Source organism: Sphingobacterium sp. InxBP1, from assembly GCF_026191775.1.
GTDB lineage: Bacteria > Bacteroidota > Bacteroidia > Sphingobacteriales > Sphingobacteriaceae > Sphingobacterium > Sphingobacterium thalpophilum.
Genome location: NZ_JAINDX010000043.1, coordinates 22,939 through 41,015, shown reverse-complemented (window position 1 = coordinate 41,015; position 18,077 = coordinate 22,939). Strand labels below are relative to the sequence as shown.

Below are 18,077 nucleotides of genomic sequence, written 5' to 3'. Positions count from 1 at the left end.
CCTGACAATACATGCAGTAGGATAAGGCGTAGTTGCAATAGGATAGACACGCTTACAAATACTTATTCTAATGAAAGAGACAACAGAGACTGGATTTAAACCAAAGAAAAGTGTAGCACTTTCTGGCGTAGCAGCAGGGAATACTGCCTTAAGTACCGTTGGAAAAAGTGGTAATGATCTACATTACCGTGGGTATGATATTTTGGATCTTGCACATCAAGCAACTTTTGAGGAAGTAGCCTACTTGTTGATTTTTGGAAGCTTACCTACGCGAGCCCAGCTGACAAGCTATCAGAGTCAGTTGATAAGCCAGCGTGGACTACCGATCACGGTACAGCAAGTATTAAAACAATTGCCATCTACCGCACACGCGATGGATGTGCTGCGCACATATGTTTCATTTTTCGGCAGTGTAAATCCCGAAAAAGAGACCCATCCGCTGGCTGGAGCCAGAGATATCGCCAACCGGCTGATGGCGTCCATGGCATCTGCTTTATTATATTGGTATCATTTCAGTCAACATGGCCGCGAGATTCAGGTAGAGACTTCTGATACAACTGTCGGAGGGCATTTTTTGCATCTGCTTCATGGTAAGGAGCCTTCCGAGTCCTGGGTTAGGGCAATGCAGATTTCGCTTAACTTATATGCCGAACATGAGTTTAATGCATCCACTTTCACCGCCAGGGTAATCGCGGGCACAGGGTCGGATATGTATTCCTGTATTGCGGGCGCAATCGGTGCATTGCGGGGACCAAAACACGGTGGGGCCAACGAGGTCGCCTTTGAGATTCAGAGCCGATACGCCAATGCGGATGAAGCTGAGGTGGATATCCGTAAAAGGTTGGCAAATAAAGAAGTGATCATTGGCTTTGGTCATCCTGTCTATACGATTTCAGACCCAAGAAATCAGGTCATTAAGCAGGTCGCCAGGGAACTGTCAGAGGAGGCCGGCGATATGAATCTTTATTTAATTGCAGAGCGTCTGGAGAAGGTCCTGTGGGAGGAGAAACGGATGTTCCCAAATTTGGATTGGTATTCTGCTGTTTCGTATCATCTTATGGGCATTCCTACGGAAATGTTTACGCCCTTATTTGTCCTGTCGCGTATTACAGGATGGTCTGCTCATGTATTTGAACAGCGCCAAGATGGAAAAATAATTCGACCGAGCGCAAATTACATCGGACCAGACGATAGGACTTATGTGCCCATCGCCGAAAGATAGAATACGTAACGCCCTTTAAAATGCAATAAGTAAGTTAACTACTACTATTTGATCAGAAATATAATAATGAGTGCAATCTTAACCAATGAAAGACCACAGCCAGACCAGGTCCTGGTGGCTATTGTGGATTATGTCCTGAATTATAAAATCGAAAGCAAGCGGGCCTGGCACACGGCATTCTACTGTTTTCTTGATACAATCGGCTGCGGTCTGGAGGCGCTGACCTATCCTGCCTGTACAAAATTACTGGGGCCTATTGTTCCAGGGACGATCGTTCCGAACGGTGCTAAAGTGCCGGGCACAAACTATCAGCTGGATCCTGTACAAGCGGCATTCAATATTGGTACAATTGTACGCTGGCTGGATTTCAATGACACCTGGTTAGCGGCCGAGTGGGGACATCCGTCGGACAATCTGGGGGGTATATTAGCGACAGCAGACTGGTTCAGTAGAACGGAAATGGCGCAAGGCAGACAATCCTTGAAAGCCAAAGCAGTCCTTGAAGCGATGATCATGGCGCACGAGATACAGGGAGTATTGGCGCTTGAAAACTCCTTTAATAGAGTGGGACTTGACCACGTGATTTTGGTGAAAGTGGCTTCTACTGCTGTTGTGGGCAAATTGCTAGGTCTAAACCGGGAAGAACTGCTTAATGCAGTTTCGTTGGCTTTTGTGGACGGGCAAGCTCTGCGCACTTATCGGCATGCGCCCAACACTGGCAGCCGTAAATCCTGGGCGGCCGGAGACGCTACCTCCCGGGCAGTGCGCTTGGCTTTAATTGCAAAGACAGGCGAAATGGGTTATCCTTCGGTGCTGACGGCGCCAGTATGGGGCTTTTACGATGTTTTGTTTAAAGGTAATGTGTTTAAGTTTCAGCGTGAATATGGGAGTTACGTCATGGAGAATATTTTGTTTAAAATTTCTTTCCCTGCAGAATTCCATGCACAGACGGCCGTCGAAGCCGCGATACAGCTGCAGCAACAGCTTCGAAATTTTGGCAAAGACAGTGCCGATATTGCGCGTGTGACGATTCGGACTCACGAGGCGGCTATTCGCATCATTGACAAAAAAGGGCCTTTACATAATCCTGCAGACCGGGATCACTGCATCCAGTATATGGTTGCTGTACCCTTAATTTTTGGACGGCTGACGGCAGAAGACTACGAAGATCAGGTGGCAGCAGATCCACGTATCGATGATTTACGCAATAGGATTTTCTGTGTCGAAGATAGCCAGTTTACAAGGGATTATCATGATCCGCAAAAGCGGGCGATTTCCAATGCGCTGACTGTCGAACTGAAAGACGGAACGGTATTGCCGGAGTTGATCGTGGAATATCCGATCGGACATCCCCGACGTAGGGAAGAGGGTATTCCCAAATTGATCGAAAAGTACAAAATCAATCTGGCTCGTGTATTTTCAGAAAAGCAGCAAAGACAGCTGCTTGGAGTTACCTTGGATTATGACACCTTTATCGACCTCGATGTGTCTGAACTTATGGACCTCTACGCACGGTAGTATAGAAAGCTATTGTTCTGTTGTTTCTTCATATAACAGAACAATAGCTTATCGCTATTCATCCTATTCTTCCCTTTTTTGCCAGTTGGATCTAAAACCTGTATAAAATTTAAAGTCCTTGCAGGCCAGTGTCTTTAACGATGGGGGCAGTTCCCATTGTTCACCGAAGTGAAAGAATGATGTGCACTCCTGAACAAAAAGCGGTAAACCGGTAAGATCGATATGACCAAATACGCCGCCTGTGTAAGCAGGATAGCCTACACCAAGAATAGAACCGATATCGCCGTCAATGGGCTGATCCAATATACCCTCCTCTAAACAACGATAGCTATCCAAAGCCATGACATGAAGTAGTCTTTTTCGTATTAATGTGGGGGCGGCACTATCAATGGACATGGACAAAGTTGGGTCCTGCCAAATTGTTTTAGTTCGCGTAGTGCTGTCGTAGTCATAGAATCCGTGTCCCGATTTGCGACCTTTTCGCTGATTTTTGATCATATTGGCGAGATAAGCATAGGCTCTGTGCTGACTGGCGTGAAGGGTGGGCAACTGATCATACACATGCAGCATAAGTTCCAATGAAATTTCGTCCAGCACCGCGAGCGGTCCCACAGCGAATCCGGCAGTCAATGCTTCGGTCTCGATCTGCTGGGCCGGTATGCCTTCCAGTAACATGGTGATGGCTTCCAGAAGGTAGTTGAAAAAGATGCGGGAAGTAAAAAATGCAGGGCCATCATGTACGACTATCGGAATTTTGCCCAGTTTTAATGCGACCAATACGGCCTGTTGTAATGTGTTTTGATCTGTTTGTTGGCCGCGGATAATCTCAACTAAGGGCATGCGATCTACCGGCGAGAAAAAATGCATGCCGATAAAGCGCTCGGGATGAGGAGTTGCTGTGGCTAGGTTGCTAATAGGAAGAGACGTTGTATTGGAGGCAAACACACCATTTTTGGTGAGGTAGGAAAAACTTTGTTTTGTCACCTCTGCTTTTAATGTTGCATCTTCAAATACGGCTTCAATAATGAGATCAGATCCTGAAAGATCGTGGATATGCTCGGTAGCCGTAATCCTAGACAGCAGTGCCTGTTGCTGCTCGCTGTCCATATTGCCCTGTGCCAGCAATTTTTCACAAATCTGAGCTGAATACGCTTTGCCCTGCTGGGCCCGTAGTAGGGTGACATCTTTCAAAATCACATTTAAACCGGCCTTAGCTGCCTCGTAGGCGATACCTGATCCCATCATGCCAGCGCCGAGAATGCCTATCTGTCTGATCGTATTATCTGAGGTACATCCTAGCCAGTCAGGATGTTGTGTGCGATGTATACCATGATCAAGGGTGCGCACCATGTGCAGCACTTCGGGTGTCTTCAGAACAGCTAGATATACTGTAGCCTCAGCCTGCAGCACTTCGTCCAGCGGACGAGATACTGCTGATTGCAACAACTGGATGACCGCATTGGTACCGGGAAGCAGCCCCCGTGTTTTTTTTTGAATCGCCGCCACCGTATTTTCCATGTCCGCCGAAGAGGAGCGGAATGCCGGATCGGTAGCTCTATTTTTGCTCAATATCCAGCGTTTTGCCGTCGCTATACCGCCATCAAAATCAGTTGCTACATGATCGATCAAAGCTAAATTGTGACCATCTGTACTCCCGATTGAATTCCCCTGTGTTAATAGCTGCAACGTTTGAGTGTAGCCAATGATCTGAGGCAGGAGCACGGTTGTTCCTAAGCCGGTAAAGGCGCCAAATTTACTTTCTGGAAAGCCCAAGCTGATCCCTTGTATAGCAATTCGATAATCAGACCATAACATTGGCGCTAGCCTGACGCCTGTGCAGGAGCGGTCAAGTATCGATACAATAGGCTTGTTGAATGATTTCCATTTTATTACCTCCAGCATCATGTGGTACATGTTGCTGGAGTCGAACATGCCTTCGTAAACCTGATTAAACAGGGACGTATAGTTTCCCTGATCGGCGTTCAATGGTGAGGTATACACCAACGCGGTGGTTTCTTGTTCTTGGAGCAGCTTAGTCATTAATACGACGAAGTGCTCAAGTGTAACCTGTATGCCCGGTCGGGCACTGGGGATTTCGATCAGCGGCTGTATGAAAACAATTCCATCGCTGTCCCGTTGTATGTCAAACAGCGGCGATGGGTCGGGGTTTTCTTTTTTTTGCATCATCATCTATTTCTTTGTTGTGGATAATTGGCTTTACGCAGGTTTTTGGGATTGATAGTTGATATGGTCAATGGACATCTTTGCAATAATCTCCAGCATAATTTCAGAGGTCCCGCCGATTATGGTCCCCACGCGTACATCCCGGTACAGACGAGCGATTTTATAGTCTTCAGTGAACCCATAACCGCCAAAAAGTTGTAGACATTGGCCGACTGCCTGGCCAGCGAGCTCGCTGGCCTGGAGCTTGGCAATGGAGCACTCCCGGACTGCATATGTTCCCTCGTACTGAAGGTCACAACAGTGGTAAACAAATGCCTTCGTCGTCGCGATATCAGCGGTGATTTGGGCAATGCGATGGCGGACAGCCTGAAATTCTGCAATTTTTTTCCCGAAGGCCTCGCGTTGCTGCAGATATTCCAGCGTGTACTGTAAGGCCGATTCGGCTGTTGCAACGCTATGAATAGCAGCGGTGAGGCGTTCCAACTGTAAACCGTCCATTAGATAGCGGAATCCTTCACCTTCCGCACCAATTAAATTGCTCGCTGGTACCTTAACCTGATCGAAGGCCAATTCGGCAGTATCAGAGGCATGCCAGCCCAATTTATTGATCTTATTTGCCGATATCCCTTGCGTATGCCTGTCGATGAGCAGTAAACTGATGCCCTTCGTTCCTTTATCAGGGGCGGTTTTGACAGCCGTAATAAAAAAATCACCATAATACCCGTTGGTAATGAAAGTTTTGGATCCATTGACAATATAGTAATCTCCCGTTCGAACAGCAGTAGTCTTGATATTTTTTACATCGGAGCCCGCCCCCGGCTCCGTAATCGCGACAGCACTGACCATCTCTCCTGCAATGACAGGCCTGAGATAACGTTCTTTTAATTCCTCGGTTGCATATTTTAACAGATAAGGTGCAGACATGTATTGGATTACCAAAGCCGCTATCGTGAATCCCCCAGAGAAACAATGGGATAATTCCTCGCATAAAATCATCGAATAATAAAAATCCAAAGCCAGACCACCGTATTGTTCTGGATAGTTGAGTCCCATAAACCCCATATCGCCCATTCTTTTCCAGATACGTCGATCGATTTCACCTCTTTTTTCCCAGTCATCAATGTGCGGAAGAATTTCCTTTTGAATAAATGCCCGGAGCGTTTCGCGGAAAATTTGATGTTCAGCGGACAGTTTTCTTGCGTGCATAATAATTTATTTTACATTGGTTATTTTTTCAGTGGAATGAAAATCCATGGAAGCTTCATTTCTGCTGTCCTACGCTGGATGACCCTTAGGTGGAGACTGCTGTGAAATGCTGATCTAATTTACTGAAAAGGTCTCATTTTCCAGCAAATTATTATTGTTTATTTTTCATCATATAGATCATCTATGGAAGTTATTCCATTGTTTTTTTTCTATTTATTCTGTTTTGTGTCAAAGAATAGTCGCAGAGTGTTCGTTAGCGTACATTATATTTTCTATCTTTAAATAAGAATTCGACGGAAGTATACTCCTTGGGATTTGGAACGACTGTCGGCGCAGGCCGACATATCAAAGAACCTTTATAAACTATATGTGATGTCAAAAAAAGTATTTATTGTCGCGGCAAAGCGCACACCAATCGGAAGTTTTGGAGGTGGACTATCTTCACTGACGGCGCCTATGCTCTGTGCGCATGCGGTTCGTGCCCTGCTGAATCAAGTTGAGGTTGTAGCCGGCCAAATCGATGAAATATTGATTGGCAATGTGTTGCAGGCGGATTTGGGTCAAGCCCCTGCCAGACAGGTCGCCAAGCTTGCTGGTTTGCCTGATGGGGTAGCGGCAACTACGGTCAATAAGGTCTGTGCAAGCGGTATGAAAGCTATTGCTTTCGGCGCGCAATCCATTTTGCTGGGCGATGCGGAGGTCGTGGTTGCGGGCGGTATGGAGAGTATGAGCAGAGCACCCTTTTATTCGGGAGCCATGCGTTGGGGCGTAAAATTAGGTGATCAGACGCTAGTAGACGGTTTACAGCGGGACGGCTTAAGTGATGCCTATTCAAACGAGCCCATGGGCAGTTTTGCGGAGTTGTGTGCCGAGACATATGGCATCGGCCGCGAACAGCAAGATGCCTATGCAATCAATTCCTATAAGCGGAGTCTGGAAGCTTGGCAGAAAGGCAAATTTGCGAATGAAGTCACTCCGATAATTGTCCAAGGAAGAAAAGGAGAACAGGTGGTCTCCAGAGATGAGGAATTTTCACAGGTAAATTTTGATAAAATCCCGCAGTTGAAACCGGCGTTTAAAAAAGACGGGACGGTAACTGCAGCTAATGCTTCCACATTGAGCGACGGAGCGGCCGTTGTATTGTTGATGAGTGAAGAAAGGATGAATGAACTGCGGCTGAGTCCTTTAGCAGAGATTATTGCTTATGCAGATGCGGAGCAGGCACCTGAATGGTTTACTACCACACCGAGTCTGGTAACAGATAAAGTTCTGAAAAAGGCGGGTTTAACACTAGCGGACGTCGATTATTTTGAGTTTAATGAGGCTTTTTCTGTTGTGGCACTGGCAAATGCCCAAATTTTGGATATTGCGTTAAATAAAGTGAATATCTATGGGGGAGCGGTTTCGCTTGGGCATCCGCTTGGCTGCTCGGGAGCCCGGATTCTGGTGACCCTGACCAGTATCCTGCAGCAGGAGGGCGGGAAAGTGGGGTTAGCTGCAATCTGCAATGGTGGTGGTGGAGGTTCCGCAATGATCATAAAAAAAGCATAGTACTTCGTCCAGGTAAACAATCGGTTTAACTGGACGAAACCCTCGATACTTGCGCGGCCATGAATAAAATCAGCCTATTTATTCTTCATACAGACGGCTGGCTTCTACACCGTGAAGAGCGAGTTCGGACTCGATTTCGGTCGGATTCAGCCGGATTCCCTCAATAGTTAATAGATTGTAAATTGAATCCAGGTCTATTTTCCAGTCATGAATACCGTTTAATTTCTCAACAGCTTGTTTGATCTTATCAACGAGGCTGGGGTGTTGTGCATTAGTTTCGAAAATGAGCTTTTCCATTGTGTTTCGTATTAGGCCCAATTTGAAAATCAGGCAGGTTTAACCAAAATAGCGCAGACAATCATTGATCGGCTAATTACAATAGTCTCAATATAAGGAGAATTATTTGAAATTAATAGTTTAAAATGATTAAAATGTAATGAAACTGTTAATTTTTGTAATTAATTGCTGTAAATTTTGTGCACGTTAATCTAAATGTTCTACCGCGGATCTGAAGAGGCTGTGGTTGCGCTGCTCTTAGCAGCTGGCTGTCGAGGAGGCCTTCGCTGCTAACAAAATTTTAGTTAAGTTTGAATGGATGATGAAGACTGAAATTATCGATGTAATTGTGGTATTGCTCGTTCCGGCTGCTGCTGTACCATGGATTTTGTATGTTAAGCTTAGGTTCAGGTACAAAAAGCTGGAGCTGGAGCAACGTAGACAACGGGAAATTTTCCAACGGATGGACAACGAACAAATGAAGCGAATGCACCGCAACAGACTTAATCCACATCTGTTAAAAAATTCATTAAACGGTATTCTGTCACACGCTTATCAAACTTATTACACGATGGACAAGCTCGCCATGCTGTTGGATTACGTTCTTTATGAGAGCGAGATGGAACTGGTGTCGCCAAAAGCAGATATTGAATTTGTGCGTAATTTGATAGAAGTCAACAAGGTGAAGCTGAGTCCTTTATTTGATATACGTGTCAAATTTGACATCGACGAAACAGACCTCGAAATGTTGGAAAGGCCTTCGCTGGTTCCCCTGATAACCGTTGACCTAATCGAAAATGCGTTTAAACATGCTGATTTCCACCATCCGGATTCTTTTATTTCGATTACATTCATCTTTCGTCATGGCGTGCTGGAACTGACAGTCACTAATAAAATTTCGAAACGGTCGCCCTTAAATAAAACGAGAAGCGGAATAGGGAGCAAGACGCTCGAAGAACGGCTGATGTTATATTATCCCAACAGACATATACTACGGCGTTTTACAGAAAATGACATGTACAATGCGTATCTCCAGATCAGATTATATGAAGACTGAAAGAAAACTGAAATGTATACTATTGGATGATGAGATTCCAAGCCTGCGATTTTTGAGGATGTTATGTGAGCAGATTCGGGGACTGGAAGTTGTCAGAGCCTTTAATGATCCCGCCGTCCTGTTAAAGGAGTTTAAGTATTTGGATTTTGATTTTTGCATTTTGGACATTGAAATGCCAGATTTGAACGGCTTTGATGTCGCTAAGATCCTGACCGGTTATCCAATTGTCTTTTCCACGGCTTACAAGGAATATGCAAGTGAAGCTTTTGACATCAACGCGGTGGACTACATCCGCAAACCCATATCATTGCAACGTCTCGAACAGGCTATCAGAAAAGTCAGACGGGCGATGAGTTTACAACAGCCTCAACTGCCGTCTTTTGCTCAGTTCAATACCAATAAGGGCAAAGCAATCCTCCACTTTGATCAGATCGATTACATACGGATTGCGGATGTGGACAGTCGCGATAAGAGTGTTTTCCTTCGCGACGGCTCTACTGTTCTGCTCAAGAATATCAGTTTTGATAAATTACTTGCCTTTTTGCCACCACAGGATTTTTGCCGTATTAATAAGAAGGAGATTGTTGCGTTAAGAATCGTGAAATTCATTGCAGGAGATGAAATAATCAGCAGTTTACCTGATGCAGAAGATAATGCGATTGTCTTTAGTTTAGGGGATTCTTATAAGAGATCTTTCCTCAAAAAAATTGTTTGATTACAAAATTACCTTAGTTCATTACATATTTTAGTTTCCACGATGGCAAGCAGGTTTTAAAGCGCATGCAGAATCATATTTTTGCTATAGCTATTGGATCTGCGGTATGACAGATCGTCTTACGGTAGCTGCAAAAAGAGTTAATTCAGTATTTATTGAACTGTGACGAAGATGAAGAAACACAGAAATACGATTTTTTATGTGGCGTTAATTGGCTCCTTGCTAACTGTCATGTATTGGGTCGTCCACTTGGGAGTACGATTGCAGCATCAGGAAATGCCCGTCGGAACAAAGCTGAGCCATGGTGCCTGGGAAGATTTTAAGTTGACGCTGATCCACAGCTTTGGCCATCCTTTGGCTATCCTGTTGGCACAGATTGTAACAATAATCATAGCAGCTCGCATTATGGGCTGGATATGTATCAAAATCAAACAGCCTGTCGTCATAGGAGAAATGCTTGCCGGAATTATTCTTGGTCCCTCTTTGTTGGGTCTATATTTCCCAGAGTTGTCGCAAACGCTCTTCCCTGCAGTGTCACTCAACAATCTTCAATTTCTGAGTCAGATCGGGTTGATTCTCTTTATGTTCATTATCGGTATGGAACTCGATCTAAATGTGCTCAGAAATAAGGCTCACGATGCTGTAGTGATATCCCATGCGAGCATTGTTATTCCCTTCACTTTAGGCATTTCACTCGCTTATTTTCTTTATCAGCATCACGCTCCAGCTAATGTGGAGTTTCTGTCATACAGCTTGTTTATTGGTATTTCGATGAGTATAACGGCCTTCCCGGTTCTTGCAAGGATAGTACAGGAGCGGGGATTGCAGAAAAGTAAGCTTGGGGCTATGGTGATCACCTGTGCCGCTGCTGACGATATTACCGCCTGGTGTATTTTGGCGGTCGTCATTGCAATTGTAAAGGCCGGAAATTTCGCCAGCGCATTGTATACCATTGGGTTGTCCATAGGTTATGTCCTGTTAATGATTAAAATTGTACGTCCATTTCTGATGCGTGTGGGTGAGTTAAAAGGCACTCGGGAAGGACTGAGCAAATCGGTCGTTGCGATATTCTTTATCGTTCTGTTGTTTTCCGCTTATACAACGGAGATACTCGGAATACATGCATTGTTCGGTGCTTTTATGGCAGAAGCGATCATGCCTGAAAATAGCCGTTTTAGGACTGCGTTTATTGAAAAAATTGAAGATGTCTCTACCTTATTGCTGTTGCCGTTGTTTTTTGTTTATACCGGACTGCGTACGCAGATCGGGCTATTGAATGATCCTGATTTGTGGTTGATTACAAGCTTGATTATTCTGGTGGCGGTGATCGGAAAATTTGCAGGCAGTGCCTTGGCAGCCCGATTTGTAGGCCAGAACTGGAAGGATAGTCTGAGCATTGGTGCGCTGATGAATACCAGGGGACTGATGGAGCTCATCGTGTTAAACATCGGTTATGACCTTGGGGTTCTGAGCGCTGAGCTTTTCTCGATGATGGTGGTGATGGCGCTGGTAACCACATTTATGACAGGTCCTTCATTAGATCTGATCCATTATGTATTTCGGCCAAAAAAGCGGTCGCTGGAGCAGGAAATACAGACAAAATCCAAGTTTAAAATATTGCTTTCTTTTGCGAAGAGCAATACCGGCATCTCACTCCTTTATCTAGCAAATGCGCTTACCGCGAAATCCAAACATACTGCTGAAATCACTGCTCTTCATATTGAACCGTCAAATGAGCTTCGACATTACGAAGTCGAAACTCAGGAGCAGGATAGTTTCCGTGAGATAAAACGGACTGCGCAGCATCTGGAACAGCCTATACGGACAGTTTTTAAGATATCCAGTGATATTGATCGTGAAATTGTGCAGACTTCCAACGAGAGGGAGCAAGATCTACTCTTATTGGGGGTGAGCGAGTCGATTTATGGGGGCAGCCTATTAGGGCGCTTTTTAGACTTTACGTCACGTATCATTAATCCAGAAAAACTTTTGCATACGGTAGCAAATGCTGAATCTCCTTTTTCAACATTTGACAGGAATCAGCAGATCAATGCGAGGGTCAATGCTATGGTGGGCATTCTGATCGATAAAAATTTTGTGAAAGCTCAGCGCATCATTGTTCCTGTTTTGTTGAAAGACGATGAATTCTTGTGCGCTATTATACGGCGGCTAATTCATCACTCGGACGCGCAGGTGATCGTATGGGATTGTGAGCAGTTATTGCGCAAGCAAGAAGCCTTTAGAGAAAAACTTCGTCAGATCGAGCAGCTTGTGCCCAATCATCTGACGGTAGTGGACGTTAAAAAGTTAGGGGCGGAACTATGGGCACAACAGGATCTTATGTTAATGAGTTTGCCCTGCTGGCATAAAATAGTCAATAAAAAGGTAGATTGGCTACCGCTTACACCGTCGACCCTGTTGGTGGCGGACCGGAAAAAATAGTGTTTATCGTCGTCAGGTCGAAATAGAATATTTCGACCTGACGACGATACAGGAATTGGCTATGTTGAGATCTTGTCCACCTTTATCTTCAGTCCGATTAATTTCTCAATATCGCTCAGGTAAGTTCTTTCTTCCACATCACAAAAAGAAATCGCCTGACCTTCCATACCCGCTCTGCCCGTGCGGCCAATACGGTGCACATAGGTTTCGGGAACATTGGGGAGGTCGTAGTTGATGACTAGCGGTAACTGTTCTATATCAATGCCACGTGCCGCAATATCGGTGGCAATCAGTATTTTAATACGACTTTCCTTAAATTCGCCCAGTGCCCTTTGTCTGGCATTTTGCGATTTATTTCCGTGAATGGCAGCAGCTCGAAGACCATTTTTTGCCAAGAGCTTGACGATTTTATCAGCCCCATGTTTGGTTCGGGAAAATACAATTGTGCGTTCATGTTTCTTCTGTTTAAGAAGGCTGGTCAGCAATTTGATTTTATCTTTTTTCTCGATGAAGTAGACACATTGATTTACCTTCTCTGCGGTGGAGCTGACTGGTGTCACATCTACTTCAACCGGTTTATGGAGTATGCCCTGTGCAAATTTGCGAATATTTGGAGGCATTGTGGCAGAGAAAAATAAAGTCTGGCGTTTTTCGGGAACTTTAGCGAGAATCTTTTTGATATCGTGGATAAAGCCCATGTCCAGCATGTTGTCGGCCTCGTCAAGGATCAGCAGCTCAATCTTATCAATAAAAACCAGTTTTTGGTTCATGAGGTCCAATAAACGGCCTGGAGTAGCAACAAGGATGTCGACCCCCCTTTTTATTTCTTTAACCTGTTTGTCCTGATTCACACCGCCAAAGATGGTACAGTATTGGAGACTCAGGTATTTACGGTATAGATTTATATTGTCGCCAATCTGTATTGCCAGTTCACGTGTCGGCGTTAAGATAAGCGCTCTGATAGGTACTTGTTTACCAATGCCCGTCTTCTTTTCGGCCAGGCGTTGCAATAAGGGCAACGCAAAAGCCGCTGTCTTTCCAGTGCCCGTCTGTGCGCATCCGATGAGATCTTTTCCGTCCAAAATGACCGGAATAGCCTTTTGCTGAATAGCAGTCGGCGTAGTATATCCCGTTTCGGCGACTGCCTTTAAAAGTGGGGAGATCAGATTAAGTTGTTTGAATTCCATTAAAATGTAACTGGGAAATTATGCTTAAATACACCTTGATTTACTTTCGTTGAAGCGGTTCATAACTGTTCAGAAATCTATCATGCAGTGATGGAAGCAAACAAACAGGAAATAACAAGGGATGAATATGTAAAAGAAATGGGATAAATCAGTAAGAATTACCCCATTAACAAGAAAGTGTATTTTTTGGATTACGCCAATTTTACATTTGTAGCGTTGATTCCTTTTGGAGTTCTTTCTACATCATAAGTAACAACGTCACCTTCAGTTACTTGGTTCTTAAGCGCAGAAACGTGTACGAAAACGTCTGCACTACCGTCTTCTGGTGTAATAAAACCAAAACCTTTAGTTTCATTGAAAAATTTAATTTTACCTGTATTCATTATTTTTAATTAAGTGTCGCAAGGTAGGTATAATAAATGAGTAATCGTGTTTTTTTTTCGTAAATCGTCAAGTTTTTTTTATGATGACGTTTTGTCAACAATAATAGTCGTTCAAAGCCCTTTAAGTGGCTATTTCTATTGATGCATGAGGGGGGCACCTGGTAAATCATGTATGCCATGTAACAGTGAGGGTAACCGCTTATCTAAACACCTTTTTATAATGTCTATATATATTTTACAATCATTGTATGCATGCCTTAATTGATTTTTGTATTTTCATCATCAGCAAAACCAAGTGTACTTAAACCCGTATATGATGAATAGAAAAGATTTTATCCGTACTTCCAGTATTTTAGCAGCCGCATCATTCTTCTCCAGCACCCGGGCGTCTCAGTTGTCTGATCAGCCAATCCGTGTTGGGGTCATTGGTGTCAATGGCATGGGATGGTCTGACCTGAATGCGCTGTTGAAGCAAAATAATATTGTATGTACGGCTCTTTGTGATATAGATGAGACCGTCTTGAATAAAAGGGCCCGAGAGTTACAAGAACGAAATATGGTTGTCGCCACTTACCTCGATTATAAACAGTTGCTGGCCAGTTCGGATGTAGACGCAGTTATTATTGCAACGCCTGATCACTGGCATTGTCTGCAGATGGTAGATGCTGTTGAGGCGGGAAAGCATGTCTATGTGGAGAAGCCTATCGGCAATTCTGTCCGGGAATGTCAGGTGATGGTGCAGGTGGCAAAGAAAAATAATGCCATTGTGCAAGTGGGACAATGGCAGCGGAGCCAGCAGCATTTTAAAGATGCGATTGATTTTGTGCATTCCGGTAAGTTGGGTAAAATACGGTTGGTCAAGGCCTGGTCGTATTTGGGCTGGAAAAACAGCATTCCAGTGCAACCCGATACAGCTGTACCTAGTGGAGTGCATTATGCGGACTGGCTGGGTCCGGCAGTAAAGAAGCCGTTTAATGTCAACCGCTTTCACTTTAATTTTCGATGGTTTTGGGATTATGCGGGTGGATTGATGACCGATTGGGGCGTGCATATGCTGGATTACGCGCTACTGGGGATGAAAGTGTCAGACCCAAAATCCGTGATGGCATCGGGCGGTAAGTTTGCGTTTCCTGACGATGCCGGCGAAACGCCCGACACCATGACTGCAGTCTACGAATTTGACGGTTTTAATATCCAGTGGGAGCATGCAAAAGGAATTGATCTGGGCCCCTACGGCCGTAATCATGGTGTTGCATTTATAGGCAACAATGGTACACTGGTATTAAATCGATCCGGCTGGGAGGTGATTCCAGAAAAGGGGCGCATGGAAGCACTGCCTTTCCAACCTGCATCTGACAATGGGCTGGAAAGACATATGGCAAACTTCGTAGAAGCTATTCGACAACGAAACCCACAATTATTACATGCTCCGATCGAAGCAGGAGCACACATCGCGATTTTCTCGCAGATGGGCAACATTGCTTTCCGGACTGGACAGAAGCTTTACTGGGATCAGGGCAAGCAGCGTTTTACAGACTCCAATGCAAACAGATATTTGGCAGCAGTATACCATAACGGTTACAAATACCCTAAAATATAGCCATGGAGAACGGATGTAGGGCAGAAGCTATCCAAAGACAAATGTATTGGCGATAGCGATTTCGTCCTGATTGACTGAGTGCTCAAAGTTGGGATATATGGACAGCTGCACGTTTGCATTCATATTTTTTAGTATGGCAACGGAGGCCTGGACACGTTGTAATGGTACATGTGGATCAGGATCGCTTGTACCGATAAACAGCGGCATCTGCCCGAAATCACCCTGATACTTGCTGGTATCAATTTCCTCGCCGATCAGGCCTCCAATAATTGCAGCCGCTCCACCATAACGATTGGCATGCTGTGCTAAATATTCAAGAATCAGGCAGGCACCCTGCGAGAAACCAAAAAAGTAGATATTTTCTGTTTTTACTCCGTTGTCCTGAGCCTGCTGTACTGTATCCGCAAGGACCTGAATTGCCGAGGTCAGCCAAGGTTCGTTGCGTTCCCTGGCAGCCATAAATGAATAAGGATACCACGTATAATTAGCTGCCTGCGGCGCTAAAAGTGCGTAACCATCCACTTTTAAATAAGTAGACAAATGCAAGATTTCCGTCGCGGTACCACCACGTCCATGAACCATGATCAGTACTTTCTTTGCTTTTTCCAGAGCTTGTCCAGCTGTTATGATATTAACCAAATGACTCATAATATTTGTTTCTAAATTGTTTTCTTAAACCATACATCTTTATAGATGTCGGGATGGCGATGAAATTGGGCATTAACGTAAGGGCAGAGGGGCACGATCATTATCTTGTTTTCGCGGGCATAAGAAACGAGTTTTTCCAATAGTATTTTAGCAAATCCACGTCCTTCATATGCTTCGTCTACTTCAGTATGATAAACGACGAGTTTTCCGTCGATAAGGGCTATGCTCATCAAACCAGCTTTTGCTCCATCGGAAAATAATTGCAGTTCGCCACGCTGATTTTTATCCAGTACAATCTCTGTGCTTTCCATATTTTGTGTATTTGTTCTTGTTTAATGAATATTTAATCAATGTTTGGTAACGACTCTTCAATCTGTGCACGGTAGCTTTCGTATTGTTTTGGTAGTTTGAGCGCTGTACCCAAGCTTTCCAGCGGCTCATCCACCGTAAATCCGGGATTGTCCGTCGCGAGTTCAAACAATACACCCCCCGGTTCACGGAAATAAAGAGAAAAGAAGTAATCGCGGTTAATTTTAGGTGTAATATCCAACCCTGCAGAAAGAACTTTTTCACGGTATTCCATAAGGATATCGTCATTTTTTACGCGGAAAGCCACGTGGTGATTGGTTCCACCGGCATTCCTGCCATATGAAAGATCTGGATTTTCAACAATGTCGACAGTATGGGCAGTTGTGATACTATCGGTCTTCAGCCGGTATCTTTCATTTTCGTGTTCCCTTACTGAATAGCCTAAAATGTCTGTCAGGACCTTTAAGGTAGGGTCAGCACGTTTCAGCGATAACGTGACATTGTGGAAGCCTTTTAACGCCTGCTGACTCGTAATATCAGTTGTGGTCCAGGCCTTTCTGTCGTCTTCGATGTTGGGCTCAATAAATTGCAACTGCAAACCATCCGGATCCTTAAATTCGATCAGTTTCTCCCCGAAGATTTCATTTTCAACAAAAGCCACACGGTGTGTATCGAGACGGTCTTTCCAGAACGGCAGACTGCCCGGAGGCACCGCATAACCTATATGTGTCGCCATACCAGTCCCTTGTACACCTCGCCCAATTCCCTCCCAAGGAAAGAACGTCAATATCGTACCAGGCTCACCTTTTTCGTTTCCGAAATAAAAATGGTACGTTCCAGGGTCATCAAAATTGACAGTCCTTTTTACCAAACGGAGACCCAAGACTTTGGTGTAGAAGTCAAGATTTCTTTTTGCATTATCGGCGATGGCCGTAATATGATGCAATCCTAAAATTGAATTGTCCATAACTTTTAATTTTTTTTATCTGATGTAAAATTACGGATGACCGCCGGTAAATCCATTGAACTAGATCAATAAAGACATCGACACAAAAAACTTAATACAGCGCTCAAGAAAATAATATTTACATTTGATATTGATTATGGAAGATAATACATTATTTAAGATCAGCTATAAAATAAAGGAAATCCGCAAGGTTAAAGGCATCACCATACAGGAGGTTGCCGATAGAGCGGGGGTAAGCAAGGGGTTGATATCGCAGATCGAAAATAATCGGACGATACCCTCGTTATTGGTATTGATCAACATCGTCCGTGCACTGAATGTCGACTTGAACGAATTTTTTAAGGACTTTAATTCGGATTTAGACTCCGGCCCGGTCACTGTCCGAAAAAAAGAGAGTTATATTCCTTTTGAAAAGGAATCTGCTGACGGATTTCTTTATAAGCGTATTTTTAGTTCAGCAATAGATAGTTCGAACATAGATATCGTCCTTTTGGAACTACTTCCTAATTCGCAACGGCCGGTAGTGGAAACAGAAGCCTACGAATATAAATATATTATTAAAGGCCAGGTTGAATATATATTTCAGGATCAGCAAGTCCGTCTTGAAGAAGGCGACTCCATATTCTTTAATGGGCGGCTTCCCCATACTCCAAGGAATACCGGTAAAGACAACGCTTTAATGCTTATCGTTTATTTTTTCGACAACAAACGCTGACCCAGCTATTTATGACCTGCGTAAATACGGTCTGTTAGCCCATCAGCTGCATTGATGTTTACGTACCGTTCTATATACAAAAACATATTTCTTATAT

At 44.2% G+C, this 18,077-nt stretch carries 16 protein-coding genes; 8 read left to right on the top strand and 8 right to left on the bottom strand.

Annotated elements, in window-relative coordinates; all coding sequences use genetic code 11:
* The first annotated feature begins 70 nt into the window (after positions 1-70).
* Together prpC and K7A41_RS09685 are read left to right on the top strand one after the other, a co-directional pair.
* Positions 71-1,222, top strand: a complete 1,152-nt coding sequence (prpC, locus tag K7A41_RS09690; protein WP_028068327.1) for a 2-methylcitrate synthase — start codon at positions 71-73, stop codon at positions 1,220-1,222.
* 66 nt (positions 1,223-1,288) lie between these two features.
* Entirely contained in the window at positions 1,289-2,740 is a 1,452-nt protein-coding gene (locus K7A41_RS09685) for a bifunctional 2-methylcitrate dehydratase/aconitate hydratase (RefSeq protein ID WP_265713572.1), read from the top strand.
* A gap of 63 nt (positions 2,741-2,803) precedes the next feature.
* Here the strand turns inward: K7A41_RS09685 and K7A41_RS09680 are convergent, their stop codons facing one another.
* Complete coding sequence (locus tag K7A41_RS09680) at positions 2,804-4,930, bottom strand: 3-hydroxyacyl-CoA dehydrogenase NAD-binding domain-containing protein (protein WP_265713571.1); 2,127 nt, start codon at positions 4,928-4,930, stop codon at positions 2,804-2,806.
* 27 nt (positions 4,931-4,957) lie between these two features.
* A complete protein-coding gene (locus K7A41_RS09675; RefSeq protein WP_265713570.1) occupies positions 4,958-6,130 on the bottom strand; it encodes an acyl-CoA dehydrogenase family protein in 1,173 nt (390 codons plus the stop codon).
* Between the two features lie 372 nt (positions 6,131-6,502).
* On the opposite strand from K7A41_RS09675, the gene K7A41_RS09670 reads away from it, so the two are divergent.
* The gene (locus K7A41_RS09670; RefSeq protein WP_028068324.1) at positions 6,503-7,681 is read left to right on the top strand and encodes a thiolase family protein; all 1,179 of its coding nucleotides are present in this window, start codon (positions 6,503-6,505) and stop codon (positions 7,679-7,681) included.
* 78 nt (positions 7,682-7,759) lie between these two features.
* Here K7A41_RS09670 and K7A41_RS09665 read toward each other — a convergent pair whose 3' ends face one another.
* Positions 7,760-7,978, bottom strand: a complete 219-nt coding sequence (locus K7A41_RS09665) for a hypothetical protein (protein ID WP_028068323.1) — start codon at positions 7,976-7,978, stop codon at positions 7,760-7,762.
* A 298-nt stretch (positions 7,979-8,276) separates the two neighbouring features.
* Between K7A41_RS09665 and K7A41_RS09660 the strand changes: the two genes are divergently transcribed.
* From K7A41_RS09660 to K7A41_RS09650, 3 genes are all read left to right on the top strand, one after another.
* Positions 8,277-9,014: a histidine kinase gene (locus K7A41_RS09660; protein ID WP_028068322.1), complete on the top strand. Its 738-nt coding sequence runs from the start codon at positions 8,277-8,279 to the stop codon at positions 9,012-9,014.
* Positions 9,004-9,729: a LytR/AlgR family response regulator transcription factor gene (locus K7A41_RS09655; protein WP_028068321.1), complete on the top strand. Its 726-nt coding sequence runs from the start codon at positions 9,004-9,006 to the stop codon at positions 9,727-9,729. Before K7A41_RS09660 ends, K7A41_RS09655 begins: the two co-directional genes overlap by 11 nt.
* A gap of 171 nt (positions 9,730-9,900) precedes the next feature.
* Entirely contained in the window at positions 9,901-12,171 is a 2,271-nt protein-coding gene (locus tag K7A41_RS09650; protein WP_265713569.1) for a cation:proton antiporter, read from the top strand.
* Between the two features lie 59 nt (positions 12,172-12,230).
* Here K7A41_RS09650 and K7A41_RS09645 read toward each other — a convergent pair whose 3' ends face one another.
* Entirely contained in the window at positions 12,231-13,358 is a 1,128-nt protein-coding gene (locus K7A41_RS09645; RefSeq protein ID WP_265713568.1) for a DEAD/DEAH box helicase, read from the bottom strand.
* A gap of 191 nt (positions 13,359-13,549) precedes the next feature.
* Positions 13,550-13,741, bottom strand: a complete 192-nt coding sequence (locus K7A41_RS09640) for a cold-shock protein (protein WP_028068318.1) — start codon at positions 13,739-13,741, stop codon at positions 13,550-13,552.
* Between the two features lie 313 nt (positions 13,742-14,054).
* Between K7A41_RS09640 and K7A41_RS09635 the strand changes: the two genes are divergently transcribed.
* Complete coding sequence (locus K7A41_RS09635; protein ID WP_028068317.1) at positions 14,055-15,341, top strand: Gfo/Idh/MocA family protein; 1,287 nt, start codon at positions 14,055-14,057, stop codon at positions 15,339-15,341.
* A 27-nt stretch (positions 15,342-15,368) separates the two neighbouring features.
* Here K7A41_RS09635 and K7A41_RS09630 read toward each other — a convergent pair whose 3' ends face one another.
* Genes K7A41_RS09630 through K7A41_RS09620 form a run of 3 tightly spaced genes read right to left on the bottom strand, consistent with a single transcriptional unit; the run spans position 15,369 to position 17,265 of the window.
* Positions 15,369-15,989 (bottom strand): alpha/beta hydrolase, encoded by a 621-nt coding sequence (locus tag K7A41_RS09630; RefSeq protein WP_037532086.1) that lies wholly within the window; start codon positions 15,987-15,989, stop codon positions 15,369-15,371.
* Between the two features lie 11 nt (positions 15,990-16,000).
* Positions 16,001-16,300: a GNAT family N-acetyltransferase gene (locus K7A41_RS09625; protein ID WP_028068315.1), complete on the bottom strand. Its 300-nt coding sequence runs from the start codon at positions 16,298-16,300 to the stop codon at positions 16,001-16,003.
* A 32-nt stretch (positions 16,301-16,332) separates the two neighbouring features.
* Positions 16,333-17,265, bottom strand: a complete 933-nt coding sequence (locus K7A41_RS09620) for a ring-cleaving dioxygenase (protein WP_265713567.1) — start codon at positions 17,263-17,265, stop codon at positions 16,333-16,335.
* A gap of 136 nt (positions 17,266-17,401) precedes the next feature.
* On the opposite strand from K7A41_RS09620, the gene K7A41_RS09615 reads away from it, so the two are divergent.
* Positions 17,402-17,980, top strand: a complete 579-nt coding sequence (locus K7A41_RS09615) for a helix-turn-helix domain-containing protein (RefSeq protein ID WP_028068313.1) — start codon at positions 17,402-17,404, stop codon at positions 17,978-17,980.
* The last annotated feature ends 97 nt before the right edge of the window (positions 17,981-18,077 follow it).

What these genes read in the sequence shown, in the direction of transcription:
- K7A41_RS09685 (WP_265713572.1), top strand. Translation starts at nt 1,289, where the DNA reads ATGAGTGCAATCTTAACCAATGAAAGACCACAGCCAGACCAGGTCCTG.
- K7A41_RS09655 (WP_028068321.1), top strand. Translation starts at nt 9,004, where the DNA reads ATGAAGACTGAAAGAAAACTGAAATGTATACTATTGGATGATGAGATT.
- K7A41_RS09660 (WP_028068322.1), top strand. Translation starts at nt 8,277, where the DNA reads ATGATGAAGACTGAAATTATCGATGTAATTGTGGTATTGCTCGTTCCG.
- K7A41_RS09675 (WP_265713570.1), bottom strand. Translation starts at nt 6,130, where the DNA reads ATGCACGCAAGAAAACTGTCCGCTGAACATCAAATTTTCCGCGAAACG.
- K7A41_RS09640 (WP_028068318.1), bottom strand. Translation starts at nt 13,741, where the DNA reads ATGAATACAGGTAAAATTAAATTTTTCAATGAAACTAAAGGTTTTGGT.
- prpC (WP_028068327.1), top strand. Translation starts at nt 71, where the DNA reads ATGAAAGAGACAACAGAGACTGGATTTAAACCAAAGAAAAGTGTAGCA.
- K7A41_RS09665 (WP_028068323.1), bottom strand. Translation starts at nt 7,978, where the DNA reads ATGGAAAAGCTCATTTTCGAAACTAATGCACAACACCCCAGCCTCGTT.
- K7A41_RS09680 (WP_265713571.1), bottom strand. Translation starts at nt 4,930, where the DNA reads ATGATGATGCAAAAAAAAGAAAACCCCGACCCATCGCCGCTGTTTGAC.
- K7A41_RS09650 (WP_265713569.1), top strand. Translation starts at nt 9,901, where the DNA reads ATGAAGAAACACAGAAATACGATTTTTTATGTGGCGTTAATTGGCTCC.
- K7A41_RS09615 (WP_028068313.1), top strand. Translation starts at nt 17,402, where the DNA reads ATGGAAGATAATACATTATTTAAGATCAGCTATAAAATAAAGGAAATC.
- K7A41_RS09635 (WP_028068317.1), top strand. Translation starts at nt 14,055, where the DNA reads ATGATGAATAGAAAAGATTTTATCCGTACTTCCAGTATTTTAGCAGCC.
- K7A41_RS09630 (WP_037532086.1), bottom strand. Translation starts at nt 15,989, where the DNA reads ATGAGTCATTTGGTTAATATCATAACAGCTGGACAAGCTCTGGAAAAA.
- K7A41_RS09645 (WP_265713568.1), bottom strand. Translation starts at nt 13,358, where the DNA reads ATGGAATTCAAACAACTTAATCTGATCTCCCCACTTTTAAAGGCAGTC.
- K7A41_RS09670 (WP_028068324.1), top strand. Translation starts at nt 6,503, where the DNA reads ATGTCAAAAAAAGTATTTATTGTCGCGGCAAAGCGCACACCAATCGGA.
- K7A41_RS09620 (WP_265713567.1), bottom strand. Translation starts at nt 17,265, where the DNA reads ATGGACAATTCAATTTTAGGATTGCATCATATTACGGCCATCGCCGAT.
- K7A41_RS09625 (WP_028068315.1), bottom strand. Translation starts at nt 16,300, where the DNA reads ATGGAAAGCACAGAGATTGTACTGGATAAAAATCAGCGTGGCGAACTG.